General features: G+C 39.6%; 13 protein-coding genes. 6 read left to right on the top strand and 7 right to left on the bottom strand.

Annotated features, from left to right (window positions below; translation table 11 throughout):
• The first annotated feature begins 128 nt into the window (after window positions 1–128).
• The 4 genes from CWD91_RS21835 to CWD91_RS21825 all read left to right on the top strand — a co-directional run bounded on the left by CWD91_RS21835 (window position 129) and on the right by CWD91_RS21825 (window position 7,544).
• Window positions 129–3,173 carry a PVC-type heme-binding CxxCH protein gene (locus CWD91_RS21835; RefSeq protein ID WP_103443105.1) on the top strand — a complete coding sequence of 1,015 codons (3,045 nt, stop codon included), beginning with the start codon at window positions 129–131 and terminating at the stop codon, window positions 3,171–3,173.
• Window positions 3,174–3,231: 58 nt separating this feature from the next.
• Window positions 3,232–5,055 (top strand): neutral/alkaline non-lysosomal ceramidase N-terminal domain-containing protein, encoded by a 1,824-nt coding sequence (locus CWD91_RS21830; RefSeq protein ID WP_205164682.1) that lies wholly within the window; start codon window positions 3,232–3,234, stop codon window positions 5,053–5,055.
• A 278-nt stretch (window positions 5,056–5,333) separates the two neighbouring features.
• A complete protein-coding gene (locus CWD91_RS22740; RefSeq protein WP_157943868.1) occupies window positions 5,334–5,516 on the top strand; it encodes a hypothetical protein in 183 nt (60 codons plus the stop codon).
• 411 nt (window positions 5,517–5,927) lie between these two features.
• Complete coding sequence (locus CWD91_RS21825) at window positions 5,928–7,544, top strand: sulfatase family protein (RefSeq protein ID WP_103443104.1); 1,617 nt, start codon at window positions 5,928–5,930, stop codon at window positions 7,542–7,544.
• A 214-nt stretch (window positions 7,545–7,758) separates the two neighbouring features.
• Here the strand turns inward: CWD91_RS21825 and CWD91_RS21820 are convergent, their stop codons facing one another.
• Window positions 7,759–8,169: a hypothetical protein gene (locus CWD91_RS21820; RefSeq protein ID WP_103443103.1), complete on the bottom strand. Its 411-nt coding sequence runs from the start codon at window positions 8,167–8,169 to the stop codon at window positions 7,759–7,761.
• A 290-nt stretch (window positions 8,170–8,459) separates the two neighbouring features.
• Entirely contained in the window at window positions 8,460–9,425 is a 966-nt protein-coding gene (locus CWD91_RS21815) for a tRNA dihydrouridine synthase (protein ID WP_103443102.1), read from the bottom strand.
• Between the two features lie 250 nt (window positions 9,426–9,675).
• On the opposite strand from CWD91_RS21815, the gene CWD91_RS21810 reads away from it, so the two are divergent.
• Window positions 9,676–10,209 (top strand): DOMON domain-containing protein, encoded by a 534-nt coding sequence (locus tag CWD91_RS21810; RefSeq protein ID WP_103443101.1) that lies wholly within the window; start codon window positions 9,676–9,678, stop codon window positions 10,207–10,209.
• 330 nt (window positions 10,210–10,539) lie between these two features.
• On the opposite strand, the gene CWD91_RS21805 is transcribed toward CWD91_RS21810, so the two are convergent.
• The 5 genes from CWD91_RS21805 to CWD91_RS21785 all read right to left on the bottom strand — a co-directional run bounded on the left by CWD91_RS21805 (window position 10,540) and on the right by CWD91_RS21785 (window position 17,057).
• Complete coding sequence (locus CWD91_RS21805) at window positions 10,540–12,390, bottom strand: hypothetical protein (RefSeq protein ID WP_103443100.1); 1,851 nt, start codon at window positions 12,388–12,390, stop codon at window positions 10,540–10,542.
• 545 nt (window positions 12,391–12,935) lie between these two features.
• Window positions 12,936–14,318, bottom strand: coding sequence for an FAD-binding oxidoreductase (locus CWD91_RS21800; protein ID WP_103443099.1), 1,383 nt, complete (start codon window positions 14,316–14,318; stop codon window positions 12,936–12,938).
• 420 nt (window positions 14,319–14,738) lie between these two features.
• The gene (locus CWD91_RS21795; RefSeq protein WP_192877708.1) at window positions 14,739–16,148 is read right to left on the bottom strand and encodes a sensor histidine kinase; all 1,410 of its coding nucleotides are present in this window, start codon (window positions 16,146–16,148) and stop codon (window positions 14,739–14,741) included.
• Window positions 16,149–16,440: 292 nt separating this feature from the next.
• On the bottom strand, window positions 16,441–16,755 hold the full coding sequence (locus CWD91_RS21790) for an HPF/RaiA family ribosome-associated protein (protein ID WP_103443097.1): 315 nt from the start codon (window positions 16,753–16,755) through the stop codon (window positions 16,441–16,443).
• A gap of 116 nt (window positions 16,756–16,871) precedes the next feature.
• Window positions 16,872–17,057 carry a hypothetical protein gene (locus CWD91_RS21785; protein WP_103443096.1) on the bottom strand — a complete coding sequence of 62 codons (186 nt, stop codon included), beginning with the start codon at window positions 17,055–17,057 and terminating at the stop codon, window positions 16,872–16,874.
• A gap of 367 nt (window positions 17,058–17,424) precedes the next feature.
• On the opposite strand from CWD91_RS21785, the gene CWD91_RS21780 reads away from it, so the two are divergent.
• Window positions 17,425–18,744 (top strand): dienelactone hydrolase family protein, encoded by a 1,320-nt coding sequence (locus CWD91_RS21780; protein ID WP_192877707.1) that lies wholly within the window; start codon window positions 17,425–17,427, stop codon window positions 18,742–18,744.
• Window positions 18,745–19,092 lie beyond the last annotated feature (348 nt).

The following is a 19,092-nucleotide window of genomic DNA, read 5'->3' as shown; positions in this document are numbered from 1 at the left end:
CGATGGTTGATATTTACACAGTAATAAGAGTAATACTTTTAAAGCTAAAAAGTCATTATTAACGGGCAATATATAGTAGTGATAGAAAGTATGAATTTATAACCTTTGGTTAAAACTGAATATAAAGAATGAAAAAGAATTACCACTCTCCCCTTAAATGTTGTCTTCTTTTTTTGCTATGTTCTTTACTATTTATTTCCGTAAGCTGTCGGAATGAACCTCACTTGCCATTTAGTGAATCAGCCGTAAACGCTCTTTCTACCTTGAAGATTGCGCCACCATTCCAGATAGAACTGCTTGCTTCCGAACCATTGATATCAGATCCTGTAGACATGATGATAGATGAAAATGGAGAAATATATGTAGTAGAAATGCACGGATATCCACTTGATGAAAGTGGCACCGGAAAAATTAAATTGTTAAGGGATAGCAATGGAGATGGACAAATTGATACTAGTATTGTTTTTGCAGATGGACTAACGCTTCCCACAGGAATCATGCGTTGGAAAAAGGGTGTCATAGTCACGGATGCTCCCGATGTAATTTATATGGAAGATTCGGATGGTGATGGTAAATCCGATATTAGGGAAACCATACTAACCGGGTTTGCGTTGTCAAATCCACAACACAACCTCAATAATCCTTTGTATGGCCTGGATAATTGGATCTATCTGGCCCATGAATCTTCGGTGGCTACCCAAGCCTACAAGAAGGAGTTCGGTGATGAAGGAGAAGCTATTTTTAATCCTTTACAACCTCAGGGGCCACGTTTACCAAAAAATGCCAATGGCAGAAATGTCCGTTTTCGACCTGATAGCCATGAACTGGAAATGACCTCTGCCGCCTCTCAATTTGGCCAAACATTTGATTCATGGGGCAATCACTTCCTACTTAACAATTCCAATCACATTTACCAAGAACTTATAGCCGATCGATATCTCCAACGAAACCCTAATCTTCTTGTAACAAGAGTTACTCGAAACCTTTCAGACCATGGGCAACCGGCAGATGTGTTTCCGATTACGAAAGACCCACAACATCAATTACTGACTACCGTAGGAGTTTTTACCTCTGCAGCAGGCCTTGAAATGTATCAAGGGGGCGCTTTTACAGAAGATTTTGATAAGGTTGGTTTCGTAGCAGAGCCTGTAAATAATCTTGTACATGCAGATTATATAAAGGATGATGGGGTCAGCTTTAAAGCCTCCCGTGTTTATAATCAAAAGGAATTTTTGGCATCTACCGATTCATGGTTTCGTCCCGTCAATATATATACCGGACCGGACGGAGCACTTTATGTACTCGACTATTACCGGAAATTCATTGAACATCCTGAGTGGATGGCAAAAGAAGTTGTAGAATCGGGCCAACTTTATGAAGGCACGGACAAGGGTCGAATTTATCGCATTACTCCAATTGAATCAAAACCTGCAGATTTATCCAAAAGGTTGAACCTGGCAGGAGCATCTATTGGGCAACTTGTAGAGGCTTTGGCCAACAATAATATTTGGTGGCGTAGAAATGCCCAACGTATATTACTGGATAGGAACGAGAAAGAGGCGATACCTTTATTAACGGAAATGGCAAAAAACATTGACGCTCCATTGGGTCGGCTACACGCCCTATGGACCCTGGAGGGATTGGGACAGCTATCCACAGAAGCCATAAAGCACGCACTAAAGGACCCAGTTTCGGGTATAAGGGAAAATGCCATCAGATTGGCTGAGTTGCACCTTTATGATGCTCCCGATCTTACAGATGCCTTGTTGTCACTAAAGGAGGATACGGATATTAAGGTAAGGTATCAATTGTTACTGACATTAGGATTTGTAGATACACCATCCGTTTCACAGGCACGGCAAGACATTCTGTTTAAAGATATAAAGGATGAGTGGTTTCAAATTGCGGCACTTTCGGCTACTTCCGTTCAGCATAGTGCCTTGTTGGATGCCGTAATCGATCACTCCGAGGGGGATGTTTCTGCATATGCTTCAATAATCCATAGATTGAGCGCTATGATAGGCAGGTCTGGACATCTTAAGGAAATCCAACGGCAAGTGCAAAGAGCAACGAAGAAGGATACAGAAGAGGTAGCTGAGTGGCAGGCTTCAGTCCTGAAAGGTTTGGCGGAGGGTATGAAAAGCAAGAAATTGGTTTTTTCAGATTTTCAGGGAATTCAAAATTCACTAATTCGAGCTTTTTTTGAACATCCCTCAAAATCCGTACAGGAGGGATCTTTACAAATGTTGAGAGAAGTAGGTCTTCCTGATAGTCCTATAACAACAACTGCCTTAGATCGTGCCGAAAAAACAATAGGTAACAAACACCAATCTATAGAACAAAGGGCTGGAGCGGTATATTTCTTGGCTCTTGACAATCCTGAAAGACATACCCCATTGCTTAAAGGACTAATTACACCTGGTGAGGCATTGCCGGTTCAATTGGCGGCATTGCGTACCCTTAGTTCTGAACCCGGACAGATTATTAGCGAATATCTATTGGAGCAATGGAAAATATTGTCTCCGGAAGTAAGAAAGGCCGCTATTCAGACTTTTTTAAAGGATCCGATTAGGGTTAAATTACTCCTGGATGCTATTGATGCAGGACAGATTCAGAAAACGAACATAGATCAGGGTCATAAAATTCAACTTATGACCCAGCAGGATCAAGCACTTAAAGATCGTGCCCGTACCATGTTTGCTGAAAATGATGATCATCAACGCCAAGAGATAATAGAACGTTATAAAAGTGCCTTGGACCTAAAGGGGAATGCATTAGAGGGTAAGCAAGTATTCCTTCAAAACTGTTCTTCCTGCCATCAAATCGGGGGCGAAGCTGGAAGAGATTTCGGTCCTGATCTGGCCACCATAAGAAATCGGCGACCTGCTTCCATTCTAAACGACATTATAAATCCTGCACAATCTATCGCCGATGGTTTTGATCTGTGGACCGTTATGCTTAATAATGGTGAATCAATTCAGGGAGTTGTTTCGGCGGAAACTCCCACTGCAATCAGCCTGCACCAAATAGGGGGACAGGAAACAACTATTTCCCGTGCGGATATTAAGTCACTAATTCCACTAGGCATGTCAGCTATGCCAGTTGGACTCGAGAATAGTATTGATCTACAGGAAATGGCAGATCTGTTGGCCTATATCCGGGATGTTAAATAATAGTATTATCGGTTAAAAATAAAGCAGGTAGAACAATTTCAATTCAAATGATATAATTATGGCTTCACTAAAAATCAAATTATCACTTGCACAACCAAATCCAAAAAAGTTCTTTAGTGGACATTCAAGAATATGTAGTATTAGCTACCTAATCACTATTTTTTTTCTGTTGATTTCATTCCAGTCTATGGCTGGAAATTCCTTCGTGCAAGATGAATTGTTAGTGCGGCCGGAATCCAATGGCTCGTTAAGGTTAAATGCGGAAAAAGGTAAGGCAATAGGTCCGGAGATCAAGTATATGCCAGAATGGAAAGCTTTCGGTTGGTTTACAGCAAAGGATAGGGTAGAATGGAACGTTTTGGTAATCAAAAGTGGAGAATACGAGGTGTTTTTGGAATGGTCCGTTTCGGATATTGAAGCCGGTAAGCCTTTTGTTTTTATGGCCGGAGACAAGGCTTTGAAAAATAAAGTAACAAAATCCGGTTCATGGGAGACCTTTAAAAGTAAAAAAATAGGAAGTGTCCAACTTTCGGCTGGTCGGCAGCTGATGGTTTTTAAGCCAGACTCTAAGTTTAAAGAAGGTGCGCTGTTGGATTTGAAGGAAATAAGATTGGTCCCAAAGGAAACCAATGTTGGTGCGCAGAAGGCTACAACTGGTCATGAATTTAGAGCGGCCGTAGTCAAAAAAAGTATTACCCCATCGGATAGCCAGTATCTTCTTGGCTATGGGGAACGAAAATCGGAGAGTGTTCACGATAGTATTTTTCATCGGATTGTTGCCATGGATGACGGTACAAAACAATTCTTTATCGTATCGACAGATATTTGTTTGTTTTCCCCATCGGAATATGATAAAGTTGCAGATAGGCTCCAGAAACAGCATGGAATAAACCCAATTGATGTATGGTGGACGGTTACCCATACCCATTCGGCACCTGAAGTGGGAGTGCCAGGTATCTATGGCACCTATATGGGTGAACGAATTCAACACGAAATCGACCCCGCTTATACTGCCATGGTGGAAAAGAAATTAATAGATGGAATCCTAGAAGCCAGGAAAAACCTGGAACCAGCACGTTTAGGAGTGGGCTGGGGCTTCTCACAGGCCAACATTAACCGTAGGGCTTTGGATATTGATGGCAAGGCATCCCTTGGAATGAATCCGGATGGAGCTGTAGATAGGCGTATTGGCCTAATGCGAATTGATAGGGAAGATGGAAGCCCGTTGGCTTTGATCTCTAATTATGCAATTCATGGAACGGTTTTGGGGCATGGTAACTTGAAAATTAGTGGCGATGCCCCGGGAATTGTCTCGGAGTATGTTGAGCAAAAAATTGGGGCACCGGTTCTCTTTATAAATGGTGCCGCTGGTAATCTGGCCCCCATTTATAGTACTTACCCAACTCCGGGTTCTGGCCATTTAGGACAATTCAGAGTGCTCTTGGGTGACAAAATTATTGAGGCGAACCGAAGGATTTTATCCACGACCAATAAGGTAAAATTAAATTCCGGCGCAATGGTGGTCGAAACCCCTCGGAAACCAAATCTTGGATGGCCATCGGACCTCGGGAACTACACACGGACTACTGATGATGGATTAAATATTGTACGACTTCCAATTCGTTTCTTAAACATAAATGACGATGTGGCCATATGGAGTGCTCCCTTGGAATTGTTCAATGAGATATCGAACGAAATTCGCGATCGTTCCCCTTTTCCTTTTACATTTTATTTTGGGTACACCAACGGCTGGCTCGGGTATTTGCCCACAACGTCGGCTTGGCAACACGGAGGTTATGAAGTAGAAACAGTTTCTCCCTTTACATCTACAGCTGAAACAGAACTTAAGGAGGCAGTTTTGGGATATCTATTGGGATTGTAAAGAAGGTAAGATGGATAAGCTATGAAAAATGCCAATAAAACGAGATTAATAGTATTTATTTCATTGGTATTTATTGCATCAAGGAGCTGAGTTCTTAACTGAAATCCCATTAAGAGCTCAATTCAATGCAAATCCAAAACGCTTGTGGTTAACATATAAACCTTATTAAAAATTACCATAGAAAACTGCTTTTCATTTTTAAATTCCCCCCTTATTTTTTTTAATTCTATTTGCATTTGGCTTTCAACAGTCTTCTTAGAAATACTCGTACTTAAAGTATGACCGGGAGCAATCCTTATCGGATTTTCTTTAAGATGTCGACTGCGGGCTATGAAAATGAAAGAATTTATTCATTTCAGGCAACATCGTTAATTGAGACTACCACCAATGCCAATATGTTCCACTCTTATCCAGAGAGTAACTACAAGTCATTGGTCAACAGTGATGATGTTAAACTGTAGGACCAATCCATTCCTGACACCAATAATAGGATCTACAATTTTTTCTATAATTCCTTGGATCCGACCGATGATAGAAAAAAGCAAATTATATACCAATACCTCAATTCTGGGGATGAGATTATATAACTAGACTGGATAAAAATGCTATCTTTAAATACGGGCCAGATCTCCACAGCGAGAAATTGATGTTAATTAAAAATTATCCATCACTCTTCTAGAATTTTATTTAGTTTATAAAGGAATAAAGGTGAGGTAGGTAATTGAGGTGAAGCAAGGATAATCAGGGAATATCATTTTTTGAGGAAACTGCTTCGTTTCTTGTACAATTTTCGGCACTTTGAAAACAGATAAAAAACAATTTTGATTCAATACCAATTAAAAAGGGTAAAATCTTAAAACCTAAGTTATAGAATGAAAAAATTCATCTTTCTAATTTCTTTTTCAGCCGTATTACTCATTTCCTGTAAGGATAATAGTGTTCAAAAAAAGGACGGGGATCAGAATACCATTAAGCCCAATATCCTTTGGATATATTTAGAGGATACTGCTCCACTTATGGGGAGTTATGGCGAGACGCTTGTTGCTACTCCCAATATTGACAGCCTTGCTATGAAGGGTGTTCTATACACCAATGTTTATATGCCCGCCCCGGTCTGTTCGGCCAGTCGCTCAAGTATCATTACAGGTACCATGGCGACCACTTTTGGAGCCCAAAACCATCATAGCTCAAGAACTTTGGAATCGGCAATATATTTACCGGCGGATTTGAAGACCATTCCCGAGCTTTTTAAGGAGGAAGGATACTTTACATTTAACAATGGCAAGGATGACTATAATTTTATTTATGACAGAAGGGAACTTTATGATCAAGATTATACCTATCATCCTTTGTATGGCAAAGGCGGAGTACGATTGGATCTAGCAACGCTATCGGGAAAGGAACCATTTTTTGGACAAATACAGATGTACGGAGGAAAGGAAATTTTCAATTCCAAGTTTAAGGAAAATGTCACTTCCCCTGTAGATCGATTTAAAATTCAACTGCCTCCCTATCTCCCCGATCACTCTGCAATTGTAGAAGAGTATGCCAACCACTTGGATGCAATTCAGATCACAGATGAAAAAGTAGGTGAAATTATGGATAAATTAAAAGAAAACGATCTGCTTAAAAACACTGTTGTTTTCTTCTTCTCCGATCACGGGATGCGCTTGACCAGGAACAAACAATTTCTTTATGATGGCGGCCTTCATGTACCTTTGATTATTGCAGATTTTAGGGACGGCAATAAAAAACTTAAACCGGGCAGTGTTAATAATGATCTCGTCGGAGGCCTGGACCTTGGAACCAGTTCATTGGCTTTGGCCGGTATTCCGGTACCTGAATATATGGAAGGCCGGAACATTTTCAATGATTCCATTGCACCAAGGGAATATGTAATTTCAACCAGGGACCGCTGCGATTTCACCATAGACCGCATTAGGTCTGTACGATCAAAGGAGTATAAATATATCCGGAATTTCATGACGGATAGGCCTTATTCCCAGCCTACTTATATGGATTTTGACAAGGTGGAGTTCGTAAAGGTGATGAAGCAATTGCATGCGGAAGGAAAGCTAAATGAGGTACAAGATCGATTCATGTCAGATGAACGCCCTTCGGAAGAATTATACGATTTAAAAGCCGACCCTTTTGAATTGTACGATTTGGCCGAGAATTCGGAATATTCAGAAGTATTGACAAAATACCGCTCCGTATTGGATCAATGGATCGTTGAAACGGATGATAAAGGGCAATATGCTGAAAACGAATCCGGTTTGAAGTTTATGTTGGGGATATGGGGAAAGGAATGCGTTAATCCAGAGTATGACGCTCTCAGGGAAAAATATCCCAAATTTGAGGGGTCATTGTTCTATTTAAAAAGTGAATCCTCTATAACGATCGATCCTGATTTCGTGGGCACACCACTTTTTGGGGTAGAGGCCAATCAACCGGTCAATACCATAATTGAACAGCCCGTGAAAAGTTGATTAAATAACCACGGATTAAGAGAATTTTGACTGAATAAAGGACAATAACAAAGAGACTATTTTGTTTAGTTGTACTGGAATATTTTAAAGGTTTATACTGTTTTTTACTGCATTACCCCTATAAACGGGCGGAGGTAAATAAAAGTAGTTCAAATAAATGCCTAAAACTTTAACTCTGAAACTCGCAATAATTACCACGATATTCTAGCAATACTCATAGGACACCTTGTTGTGCCTTTGTTTTTTCTTTTTTAACTATTATAAAACACAGAATAGCCGAAATCATCGTTACCAAAGTTCCAAGAATCAATTCAATAATACTTTGTGCAAATAGATTGCCAAGGGTATTTAGCGCGAAAAAGGCGGCAAATATCCAAATAAGAATATCAATAATCTTATTTCTTTTTCCTCTCTGTAACAGTTTGTACTTAATGATCAGGACACACAGCATAAAGACATTGAACAGAATTGAAAATGTTTCAAATGATTTCATTTCCTCAACCGAATTGAGTTTTCCCGCCCAAACCTTATCATAAGGAATTTGTTCTGTGAAAATTAGAAGGTGGAATACCAACACAATTCCAAGTATAAAAAACATAATTATTAATGCTGCTTTCTGACTCATATCGCTAGTATTTTTCAAATGAAGCACAACGGTTTAAAAAGACAAGGCTACTATTTTACTTAAATGTTGTCCCTTCTGATTGGCAGTTAAATATAGCTATTATTATAATTTCCTGTCTACACTACTATTTGCTTTCATAATCTTCCCTGGGCCTGACGGGGTCTGTGCCCATTTTTTCACATATGCCCAAAGGGACTGCCTAAATTGCATTTTGCGTATAAATTTGGGGTTTTCGGGTAATAAAACTGGAATTGGAATCAAAGCGATTGTCAAATCCAGTCACAAAACCTTTAAAAAGTGCTTTTCACTTTCATTTCCGAATTTATAATCTCATCCACAGCTAGTCTATATTTTACGGGATTTGAAGCCTTTTTTATGGCTTTGTAGGTTTTCTGTGGGTTGGATGTAGATTGGGAAAAGAACTCCCAAAATCCTAGCATTTTCATTTTTATAGGAGTTGGCCCGGACAGGTACTCATCGTATTGCTGGTAAATGGTGTCATGAAATTCCGAAAAAATGGACCATCGGTCTGCGGGATATTCCGTTGTATTATTTTTGATCATACTGGGTAAAAAAGGATCGGCGATCAAACCACGGCCGATCATAAAATGATCAATATTGGGAAACCGTTTTTCCATGGCCTTAAATGCGAATACACTCGTAATGTCCCCGTTATAGTACAACTTGTGTTTGGTGCTGCCAATACATTTTTCGAATGCCTCCAAATCTACTGGTCCTTTGTAGAGCTGCTTTCCAATTCGGGCGTGAATGGCAATGTTTTTAAGCGGGTATTGATCCAAAATACCAAAGGCGTCCAGAATTTCTTCCGGATTTTCGTACCCCATTCTCATTTTCATAGACACCAAAATATCTGTTTCGTTGTGTGCTCTGTGCAAGACCTCGTTAATTCTATTGGTATTGCAAATTAAACCAGAGCCCATTCCAGATTTGGCAACCATAGGGTAGGGGCACCCTAAATTCCAATTCAATTCTTTGTAGCCCAAACTTTGCACGTATTTGGCAACAAAAACAAACTCCTCTGGATCACTGGTAATTATTTGCGGAATCACCTCTAAAGAGGTGTTGTTTTCCGGTAATATATCGTTTTGATAGGACTGCTTAATTTTTAGCTTTCCATTCAGTCTAATGTAGGGCGAATAAAAAGTATCGATACCCCCAAAATAACGATTGAAGGCATTGCGGAACCTGAAATCTGTAAAACCTTGTAAGGGTGATGAAAGTAGGGTAGAGGCCATCTTTTTGTTTAGCTGGGCAAAGATAGGATAATTGATGGATGGTTTTCACTTAATTATTAAATCAATAAATCGGTTTCACATTTGGAGTTCATCCAATTTTTCCTTCTCCAAACAACTATAGTTCAGTAAAATATAGTGGAATTATACAACACTTGGTCATAATTATATAACATGGGAGCTAGGTAATATTCTCACCTTTGTATGTTGGCATCTGAAAAACGGCAACACTAAAAAATTAAAAAACAAACAAATGAAAAATTTATCATTTATTACAGTGCTTCTAATTTCCGGAACGCTATTGGCACAGGAAAATCCTAAGGAAGTAAAACAAGAGACAGAAGTAACAACTGTTAAAACAAACCATGGTAATAAAATATCAGCAAAGAGTGTTAAAGTAGTTACTAAGGAAACATCCGATATTACGTTGGATAAAAGCAATCAAGATCGCGTAAATTCAGAGACAAAAGTAGAAAAAGAGGTTTATGTTGATAATGATGACAATACAGGCTATAAGTTTTTAACCAAAGAGACGTATTATATTTCCGATGGCGGTAATTATGCTTTTTCTCCCAATGACCAGGGTTTTGGGATAAATTATAACCCAGACAATTCTACATCTGTAGAAAGTGCAAAATCGTGGGCCTCCAGTAATGAGGACTATTATATTGTAGAAGGAGAAACACATTCTGGTATTGGTCATTTCAATACTAATGGGGATTTTGTTGTAGAATATTATAACAAAGACACCCAACAAGTTGATGTGAAAATATATCAGAAAAACTAGATCATTGTTTTCATATAATTTAAAGAGTCCTGATTTATTCAGGACTTTTTTGTGTTTTAGAGGTTTAATTATATCAGCAGTGGCATTCAGAAACGAGTTCTGGATTGGGTCGATAAATGATTAAAACCACAACTGATTTAATTAAAATAAGTCGGCATGTAAAAGCCTTTAAAAGGAGGCTCGTTTTTCTATAAAAATCCATTTGATACATGAGCAATACTCACCCTAGCCACCTTTTTGTTTAGCTCCTGTAACCCTGTTAATGGAGGGTTGTCCGGTATTAAATCCAATTAAAAGGAGGAAGGGAAGTAAGGGGTAAACTCTCATGGGCTAAGGGGTATTCTTAAGCCAAAGCCTCGACCTCGGTTTCATTTTCAATGTACCTGATGTCGTATCCAATTTTTGACCAGTAAAAGCATCCAATAGTCCAGAGCCTGCCAATACGTTCATTTGTACTTCTACGTCTTCCGTGTTGTAATTGTGCAAAATGAGGTCTCCATTTTCCATAGGTTGCATGGTGATTCTGGTGGGAGCATTAAGTTCTATCTGTAATTGTTCGTTGAAAACATTGCGAAGAACATTGGCCCAGGAAGTGGGCAAATCCAGCAGACCCAGTGGACGAGGGCAGAGCAAAACTTCCCCTACAGCCTTAAAATCGGCCTCGGAAAATGTATGGGAATTTAATACATATAGCTGCCCATCTTTGCTTTTGGTCAGGAAAGGAATGGTGTTGTTGCCCGTTTTAACTTCCAGCATGGCCAGGGCTTTTTTGACTTCCAATGTGGCCTCCAAGTCCAATGGCCTTTGCAAAGCGGTTTCACTATCATCCAGGATTATTTTCTCCGCACTTAATACCCCAACCTCAGGCTTTAGGATACCGGCCAATTTGGACAGTTTCCCTTTGTCATCTACGTTTGCCAAAAATCCCGCCGTCATAATGATTCTTTTTCCCTGCCTGTGCGATGCCATTACCTTCCCCACAATGTTGGGATCGGCGGCAGCTTGTGTGGGTAGAAAAATGGTTGCTGCATTTTCGGGATAGTATGCCGTTGGCATCAAGGGAATCCCAAACATACCAATAAAATCCATAATGTACAGATCTCCTCCTGCGTCGCTGTGTGGGGGTTTATACCCGGCTATTCCATGAATTGGGGAGGTCTTTAAGGCTTTGGCCAGCCTTGCCAATTTTTCAAAATCCATTCGCAACAAATGGTGTCCTGCATGGCCATTTACAAAACTCCCATAATTAAAAATAACCAATTCGTTGGCCCCGGCAAGTACGGATTGATACGCCTGCTCCACAAAATCCAAAGCATCGCAATCGCCATGATCAAACCAGGCTCCCCCGATCTTCTTTCCTGCCATGGACTTGATCCAACTATAGTTCACAAAACCTTCATAAGGCTGCACAAATCCAAAGCGCTGAGTGTATTGTCCCCGTGTTTCCGTTCCTACCCACACCTCGTCAAATAATTTTGGACCGCTTTCCACATCATAACCGAACATATGAAAACGATCGTACCACTGTGGATATTTAATGATCATATGTATATCAGGGTTAACGGACTTCGCCGGATCTATGAAGATAGTGGTTGCCAATTCTGTCAGCAATTGTCTGCGGTATTCGGACCAACTGCGGTCTCCCTTGGCGGCCTTGGATTCCAAGCTGATATCTCCCGTACATAAAAAATCATCAACAATAAAAGTGTCAAAAATAGGGGCTGCGTCCAACATCACTTTCTTCATGTCCTCTTGGGTCTTTGGATTCTGCCAATTGAACCAACCTAATTCGCCCTCTTGTTTTACCCCTATATCACCTCCAGGTACCGTGGCAATTCCGCCTACAACTTCAAATCCGTTTTGGGTAAAATATTTGGTGGTCTGGGACAACAGCTCCGGCGAAACAACCAAACCGCCACGGTACACCTCCAAATATACTTTGGTGATGCCATTGGCCATCATGAGCGAAGTGGCCTCCCTTCTTCCTTCAGGGGTCGAAAGCAAGCGCTCAACAGAATGCGCTGTGATATATACGCTCAGTGTTAAATCGTTCTGATGTTGTTTGGCAAAAAGGAAATTGTCATCCATTGCTGTGCTCGATTGGGAAAGCCCGGAAACGGATATGGCTATCATTATTCCGGAAACAAACAGCTTTCTTAAAAAGTGGTTGGGTGTGGTCATATGTGAAATTAGGTCTGTATTAAAAACATCAATTTATGGAATAAAAAGCTGCTATAATTGGTAAATATTACCGAAACCTGACTTATGGTTACCCCAATAAGAAGGATTAAGTAGTTTATAGATAATGAAACCGACCCAGGAGGTTAATGGATACCTCGTTTGTTCATTTTACTCAAGTGGTTTTTATTGTTTTTTATCGGTTTTCGTGAATCTTCGATTTAGTTCATTGATGTCTACTTGTTATTTCAAGGAATTCATGAACCTTCGGTTTCTTTGCTTTCCAACCCTTTGACTCCGCTCAGGATTCGGTCATTTTATTCTTACAATGGAAGAAGACGGAACCAACTAAGGGTTTTGAAGACAGTGTTCAATGGTAATCAAAAAGGGTAAATGATTAATCGTAACTAGCTGGGTTGAAGGAACAAAGGACCGGCCAATTTTTATTTAAGACATTGGCAGCAACTCTTTTTTTGGCGACGTATTCCACTAATTTATTAAATCCATGGATTAAGTCGTCATTATTCATATTTTGGCACTCTTATAAATCAGGTTTTTGGCGTTATATTTTGATTATTTCTAAAGAAGTTATCAGGGTCATATTTATTTTTAATATTCTGTAACCGCGAAAAATTTGAACCAAATGAAGCCTTTATCTTATCGCCATCATCATTATCAAGGTAATTACTGTATACACCACCAGATGCAAAAGGTGTCATTTTATTGTAAAATTCACGTGTCCAATTCAGGTTTATTTCGTCATCCTGAGGCTCAATCCAACCGGACCATATCCCTAAAATATAGGAGGCACTTCTTTGAGGGAATGCCGTGGCACTTTCTGCTACCCGATTGATTGCACCCCCAAACGGTTCAAATCCTATAACAGAAAGTGGCCCTGGAATGTCTTTAGTGTTATTAACAAAAACATCTATTGCTTCGTCAGAAAGATGATCTATGTAATGTGCCTTCCAGTAATATCTCATTCCCTTAGGCGCACCCTGGTCAAAACTTGTCTGTAGTGCTATATATGACATGGGCATTAAAATACGAAGAATTGGATTTCCAAAGTTTTCAAGTGGCTCTAAGGCTATTTTTCCATCATCCAAACTACCTGCATAGCTTACCACGAGGGCGATTGCTGTTTTTCCTCGATGTTCTTCTGGAAACGGGTCTGTGGGTGGAACTCTTACAACTAAAGCATAACCCGCAAGTTCATCTGCCGCATTTGAAGTAAACTCCCTATAAAACTTAAGGACATGTTTAACATCTTGAATGGGATAAAATACCTGTGCCGTCATGATTTCCGGACCTACTTCATGCAATTTGAACTCAAAAGAGGCAACCACTCCAAAATTTCCACCACCGCCTCGAAGTGCCCAAAACAGATCTGAATTTTCAGTTTCGCTTGCAGAGATCAAATCACCTTTAGCCGTTACAAGCTCAACGGATAGTAAATTGTCGACCGTAAGACCATGCTTACGCGCCAAATAACCAAAGCCTCCTCCCAAGGTAAGACCTGCTATTCCGGTTTTTGAAACAATGCCAACGGGAGTTGCCAATCCATATTTTTGAGTTTCCTTATCTAGGTCACCAATTGTTGCTCCCGATTCCACTTTTACTGTTCTTTTAACCTGATCAACATGGACAGCATTCATTTGCGAAAGATTGATCATTAGCCCGCCATTGCAAACTGCCCTTCCTGCAACATTATGTCCCCCACCTTTAATGGACACCAATATATCCTGACTACGGGCAAAATTAATGCAGTTTTTTATATCATCTATATTTAGGCATTTTGCTATCATTGCCGGTCTTTTGTCAACCATTCCATTCCAGACAGAACGATCTTCGTCATACCCTGGATCAATAGGCATAATCAAAGGTTGACTTAAGGTTTTCGAAAATTCTTGAATTGTTATTTGATCTAACATGGGTTAGAATTTTAAGTGAATGTCTGGTCACTTTTCTGTAAGCACGGGGTTTGGGATTTCCTATATTTCCATCACGCTTAAATGTTGCCAACGAGCGTATATGGTAATTGGTAGTTGCATACCTAAATTAGCAATTTTTTAATTATGTTGTATGCTTTAATACTGGTTTATTTACTTGTAACCTAGTAGATTATGTAAAGTCTATTCCCTTTTTAAGTATTCAGCCAGCATTATTTTTTTTTGTACCAAAAAAGCCAAGCAATTTTTCTAGTTGCCCGTATTGGTAAGTGCATTTATTCTTCTTGTAAAATTAATGGAAGGAAGCCAACAATACTGCACCCCAAAATGAAGATTACGGGCTTAAAAAACTGGAACATTAGTTTAATCAACTGAATTCATTGTCTTTTACGGAATACCCTGTTAAGCAACTTTTACCATTTTTTGTTTTGAAACCGTTAAAGGCAGCATAAATTTGAAATTACTCCCTTTTCCTTCCTCACTTTCCACCCAAAGATGCCCATCCAGTTTTTTCACAAATTCCTTGCAAAGAACCAAACCTAAACCTGAACCATTTTCGTTCGCAGTGCCTCTGGATGTTAAGTTGGCGGATAAGTCGAAGATTTTATGAATGGTTTCCTTGTCCATTCCAACTCCATTGTCGGAAATGGAAATTTCAACTTGGTTTTGATTCACTTTCGCTACAACTTCTATATGCCCATCAAGGTTAGTAAATTTAATGGCATTCGAAATTAAATTCCGTAAAATAGTTCCCAAAATATTTTTGTCGGTATGTAATTCAATTTCTTCCGTTGGGGAATAATTCAAAGAAATGTTTTTAGCTTTTGCGAGCGACATTTTAAGTTCCAATATTTCCAAAATAACTTTTGATAGTCTTATTTTTTCCGGGCTGAAACCAAGTTCTCCAGTTTGTGATTTTGCCCAATTCAATAAATTGTCGAGTAAACTGAGTGTGTTTTTGGCGGTTGAATTTATTAATTCGGTATATTTTTCAGATTCCGGATCGTCGGAATCCTTTATATTTCCTACGAGGAGGTCGGAAAGTCCCAAGATGTTGATGAACGGACTTCTTAAATCGTGTGCAATAATGGAGAATAGCTTGTTTTGGGTTAGGTTTAATGCTTCTAGCTTCCGTTTATCCTGTTCAATGATCATATTTTTTTTAAGTATTGTTTTTTGATCTACTTCTTTTAGAAGCATAATAAAACCTATGCTGATAGCACTGATTACAAGGACAGACACGACTAGAAACCAATTGTTAAAAGTGGAATTCTTAAGGAAAACAAAGGAATCCCCCATTTGGTATATCCTAAAAGCGCGAATAAGCTGAAATACGGAATAGATTAAAAGTATACCGCTTAAAAGGATCGAAAACTTGTATTTATTTTTATTGATAAACAGATAAAAAGCACCTATCCCAAAGAAAAATGAACAGGAAATTACCCGTATAACACTTAATTGGGTGTAGTTTTCCTCTACTACCAAAATGGCGGAATAAAATAGAAAGGCAAGAACAAGGTAAATCCGCATAGGAGTCTTTCGGATTTTACCGTCAAAAGAAATAAGTCCAAAGGATGTCAAGGCAAAACTGGCAATCAAAAGGAAATTATTTATTCGCAAAGTAAATAAAGGAGGTAAAATCTCCCTATTGGCATACAGAACAATGGCAAACATTTGAAAGGTAATACCCAGTGCCACTAGCAATAAGCACCATTGTTTGTGTTGATAAAAATATTGATAGATGAACAATGCAATGATAAATAGATTATTGAGGGCTAAAAAAAACAATATCGAGGGGTAATCTAAGGTCATATTCATTTTCTTTTATTGTGATAAAGATTAAAAAAAAATGTTCAATATTGTGTTTTTTTAATGTTTGTTTGGAAATTTTAACGTGGTCATGTCAAAGAAACCCCTTATCTGGTTGAATATAAGAATAGTAGCCCTGTTGGGCTTCAAACGGTCCACCAACATGTGAAATGAAGAATATTAGACTATCTATTTCTGGTTAAAGTGCCATTTCCACTAAGTAAGAAGACCGACCCAACAACAGACTTTGAGGATATAGTTTAAGGGTATTCAATAACGGACAATTGTTTATCAGTTAATGTTTTTGGATTTTTCCAACAATGGTTTCTAGAGCACTCTTTATTTTGTCGATTGCACCTGTTACAGCAAGATCAATAGTATCTGCCTTGTTTGTGACGGCAATGGGTTGTCTGCCTTCAAGTCTGGCCTCCAACAGACACGAGATGTCTTTAAACCCATCCTTTTTTCCATTTTCATCTTTCAGGTGTACCTCTATTCTGCTAATATGGGATTCGAACCTTTCTAGGGCTTCGTCAATTTGAGAAGTAAAAAAATCGGCACTTCTTTGTTCTCCGGTAAGCGTTTTATCGGTATTTATTTTAATTATCATGTTTTACAGTTTTATAATCCGTTTTCGGATAAGTTTCTAAAAGGCCATTTAGATTCCCTAAATAGCCTTTTAGTTCTTTGTTATGTAATTCTAATTCCATTATGGATAGGAAATTTTTATTTCTTTTGGTCATCTCCTGGTCTCGGGGACTTAAATACGTCCATTCCCTCTTTTCTATGTTCCACCACTTGTTCCTTAATAAATTCACGGAACTCCCTGTTACTCTGACCGGCCTGTTTGGAGAATTCAGCTACTGTTTTGGTTATTCCTCTTAACTTGGTATTCAAAAAAGTTTTACTCATATATTATTGTTTAAATTGTTAAGATGCAGTATACAGGTTTAATAGTGGAACTTTACCAATACTGTCTTAAAATCCAGAGATTAACTTAACAATGCCCTATTTTTTTACTTTTCTTACTAAAAGATCAACTTCTTCATAAACCTTAAAAAGGGCAAATTATCGAATTTCCAAAATTCAATTTCGCGATAACCTTTTTCTATAACACATACAATAGCAGTCCGATTAGAAGGTGGATTCCAAAAAGAATAAGGATCAATTTCAGTATATGCAAAGAATAGGCCATTGCCGGCTGTTTAACACAAAACCAACATTAGGGAATAATTGAAAATAATTGGTAACTTTAAATGTCCCCTAATTATTATAGAAAATGAAAAAATCCAAAAACACGGAGACCGAAATCCAGGATTCCAGGAGGGCCTTTATATCCAAGACCGCTTTGGCTACGGCGGCCTTGCCGTTTATGCCCAGTACAATGACCGCCGCTTTTGAAAATATGGCACAAACCATAAACCCTATCCCTATGAATCAAGATATCCCGAAAAGTCTTATAGGCCAATACGGCCCTTGGTTGGCCGATCAAATGCAAGATCCGCCCAAGCTGTCGTTCCGTAACGATCATTGGTCCAAAATTGAGGATTGGAAACCTAGCGCCTATGCCAAGGCCGAAGAACAGGTGGCGGAGCCGTTGATAAAAGATGCCATAGCAGTCACCATTAAAAGGAAATATAACTACGACGGACTTGAAATAGAGGAACTTACATGGAAAATGCCCTACGGTAGACCTGTGGAGGCTATTTTTTTAAAGCCAGAAAACAGTACAGGGAAGTTGCCCGCTATCTTGGGCCTGCACGACCATGCCGGTAAAAAATACTTTGGCAAGAGAAAGATTACCAAGACTTCCGATACGCAGCACCCGCTCATGGAAGCGCACCAAAAAAGCGATTATGAGGGTAGGGCATGGGCGAACGAGATGGCCAAAAGGGGCTATGCCGTTTTGGTACATGACGCCTTTTCATTTGCCAGCAGGCGGGTATTCTATGAAGATATGGCCGGTATAGAATGGGGACCGTTGAAAGCGGAAGGGCGCACTGATGAAAACTCCGAGGATGTCAGGAACATAGAAGCCTATAACGAATGGGCCGGCCACCATGAACACCTTATGGCGAAGTCCCTTTTGTCCGCAGGCACCTCATACACGGGTATGGTGTTGGCCGAAGACCGTATTGCCTTGGATATTCTGAGTGCTAGAAGGGACGTAGATCCTGATCGTATTGGTTGCTGCGGACTCTCGGGCGGTGGACTCCGCACTGTTTTTTTGGGGGGAATGGATGCTCGGATAAAATGTGCCGTTTGCGTAGGGTTTATGACCACTTGGAAAGATTTTTTACTGAACAAGGCCTACACCCACACCTGGATGACCTATGCGCCGGGCCTGGCGAATTATCTGGATTTCCCTGAAATTTTAGGGCTGCGTGTACCGCTTCCTACCATGGTGCAGAGCAATAACCAAGACCAACTCTACACTTTGCCCGAAATGAAAAAAGCGGATGGGATACTGGCTACGGTCTTTTCAAAAGCGGGCCATCCTGAAAGGTATAGCGGAAAATTCTATGATGGTGGACATAAGTTTGATATTCAGATGCAAACCGATGCGTTTAATTGGTTCGACAGCTGGTTGGGGAAATAAGGGGTTTTCTTTAAAAAATTATATGAAATAGTGTAGTCCTAGTATTGTTCAAAATGGGTAATAACAAATGACTTCGGAATTACAATGGATCAATCCTAAAAGTTGTGTGTGAATTAGAAAAAGATAGGATAGACTTGCCCAGAGTTTGTGTTCTGTTCATTTTTTGCATCGCCCAAAAAACGACCAGGGCTGAATAACCAAGGTACGGTGTACCTTGGTTAGGAGGAGCCAGCTGTTGCAGAGGCTAGGCTGATTTTAAATTTCTTTAAATCTACGCACTTTCCACGGCCGCACCGTCCAGACCGCTTTCACTTGGGTGAAATGCTCTTTGGACGGCTACCAACACCC

Origin of the sequence: Arenibacter hampyeongensis (assembly GCF_002909255.1) — a bacterium.
Classification (GTDB): Bacteria; Bacteroidota; Bacteroidia; order Flavobacteriales; family Flavobacteriaceae; genus Arenibacter; species Arenibacter hampyeongensis.
Note: the sequence above shows the minus strand (reverse complement) of the source record. Positions and strands in the feature narration are given on the sequence as shown.

What these genes read in the sequence shown, in the direction of transcription:
- CWD91_RS21795 (WP_192877708.1), bottom strand. Translation starts at nt 16,148, where the DNA reads ATGACCTTAGATTACCCCTCGATATTGTTTTTTTTAGCCCTCAATAAT.
- CWD91_RS21800 (WP_103443099.1), bottom strand. Translation starts at nt 14,318, where the DNA reads ATGTTAGATCAAATAACAATTCAAGAATTTTCGAAAACCTTAAGTCAA.
- CWD91_RS21835 (WP_103443105.1), top strand. Translation starts at nt 129, where the DNA reads ATGAAAAAGAATTACCACTCTCCCCTTAAATGTTGTCTTCTTTTTTTG.
- CWD91_RS21780 (WP_192877707.1), top strand. Translation starts at nt 17,425, where the DNA reads ATGAAAAAATCCAAAAACACGGAGACCGAAATCCAGGATTCCAGGAGG.
- CWD91_RS21825 (WP_103443104.1), top strand. Translation starts at nt 5,928, where the DNA reads ATGAAAAAATTCATCTTTCTAATTTCTTTTTCAGCCGTATTACTCATT.
- CWD91_RS22740 (WP_157943868.1), top strand. Translation starts at nt 5,334, where the DNA reads ATGACCGGGAGCAATCCTTATCGGATTTTCTTTAAGATGTCGACTGCG.
- CWD91_RS21785 (WP_103443096.1), bottom strand. Translation starts at nt 17,057, where the DNA reads ATGAGTAAAACTTTTTTGAATACCAAGTTAAGAGGAATAACCAAAACA.
- CWD91_RS21820 (WP_103443103.1), bottom strand. Translation starts at nt 8,169, where the DNA reads ATGAGTCAGAAAGCAGCATTAATAATTATGTTTTTTATACTTGGAATT.
- CWD91_RS21810 (WP_103443101.1), top strand. Translation starts at nt 9,676, where the DNA reads ATGAAAAATTTATCATTTATTACAGTGCTTCTAATTTCCGGAACGCTA.
- CWD91_RS21805 (WP_103443100.1), bottom strand. Translation starts at nt 12,390, where the DNA reads ATGACCACACCCAACCACTTTTTAAGAAAGCTGTTTGTTTCCGGAATA.
- CWD91_RS21790 (WP_103443097.1), bottom strand. Translation starts at nt 16,755, where the DNA reads ATGATAATTAAAATAAATACCGATAAAACGCTTACCGGAGAACAAAGA.
- CWD91_RS21830 (WP_205164682.1), top strand. Translation starts at nt 3,232, where the DNA reads ATGGCTTCACTAAAAATCAAATTATCACTTGCACAACCAAATCCAAAA.
- CWD91_RS21815 (WP_103443102.1), bottom strand. Translation starts at nt 9,425, where the DNA reads ATGGCCTCTACCCTACTTTCATCACCCTTACAAGGTTTTACAGATTTC.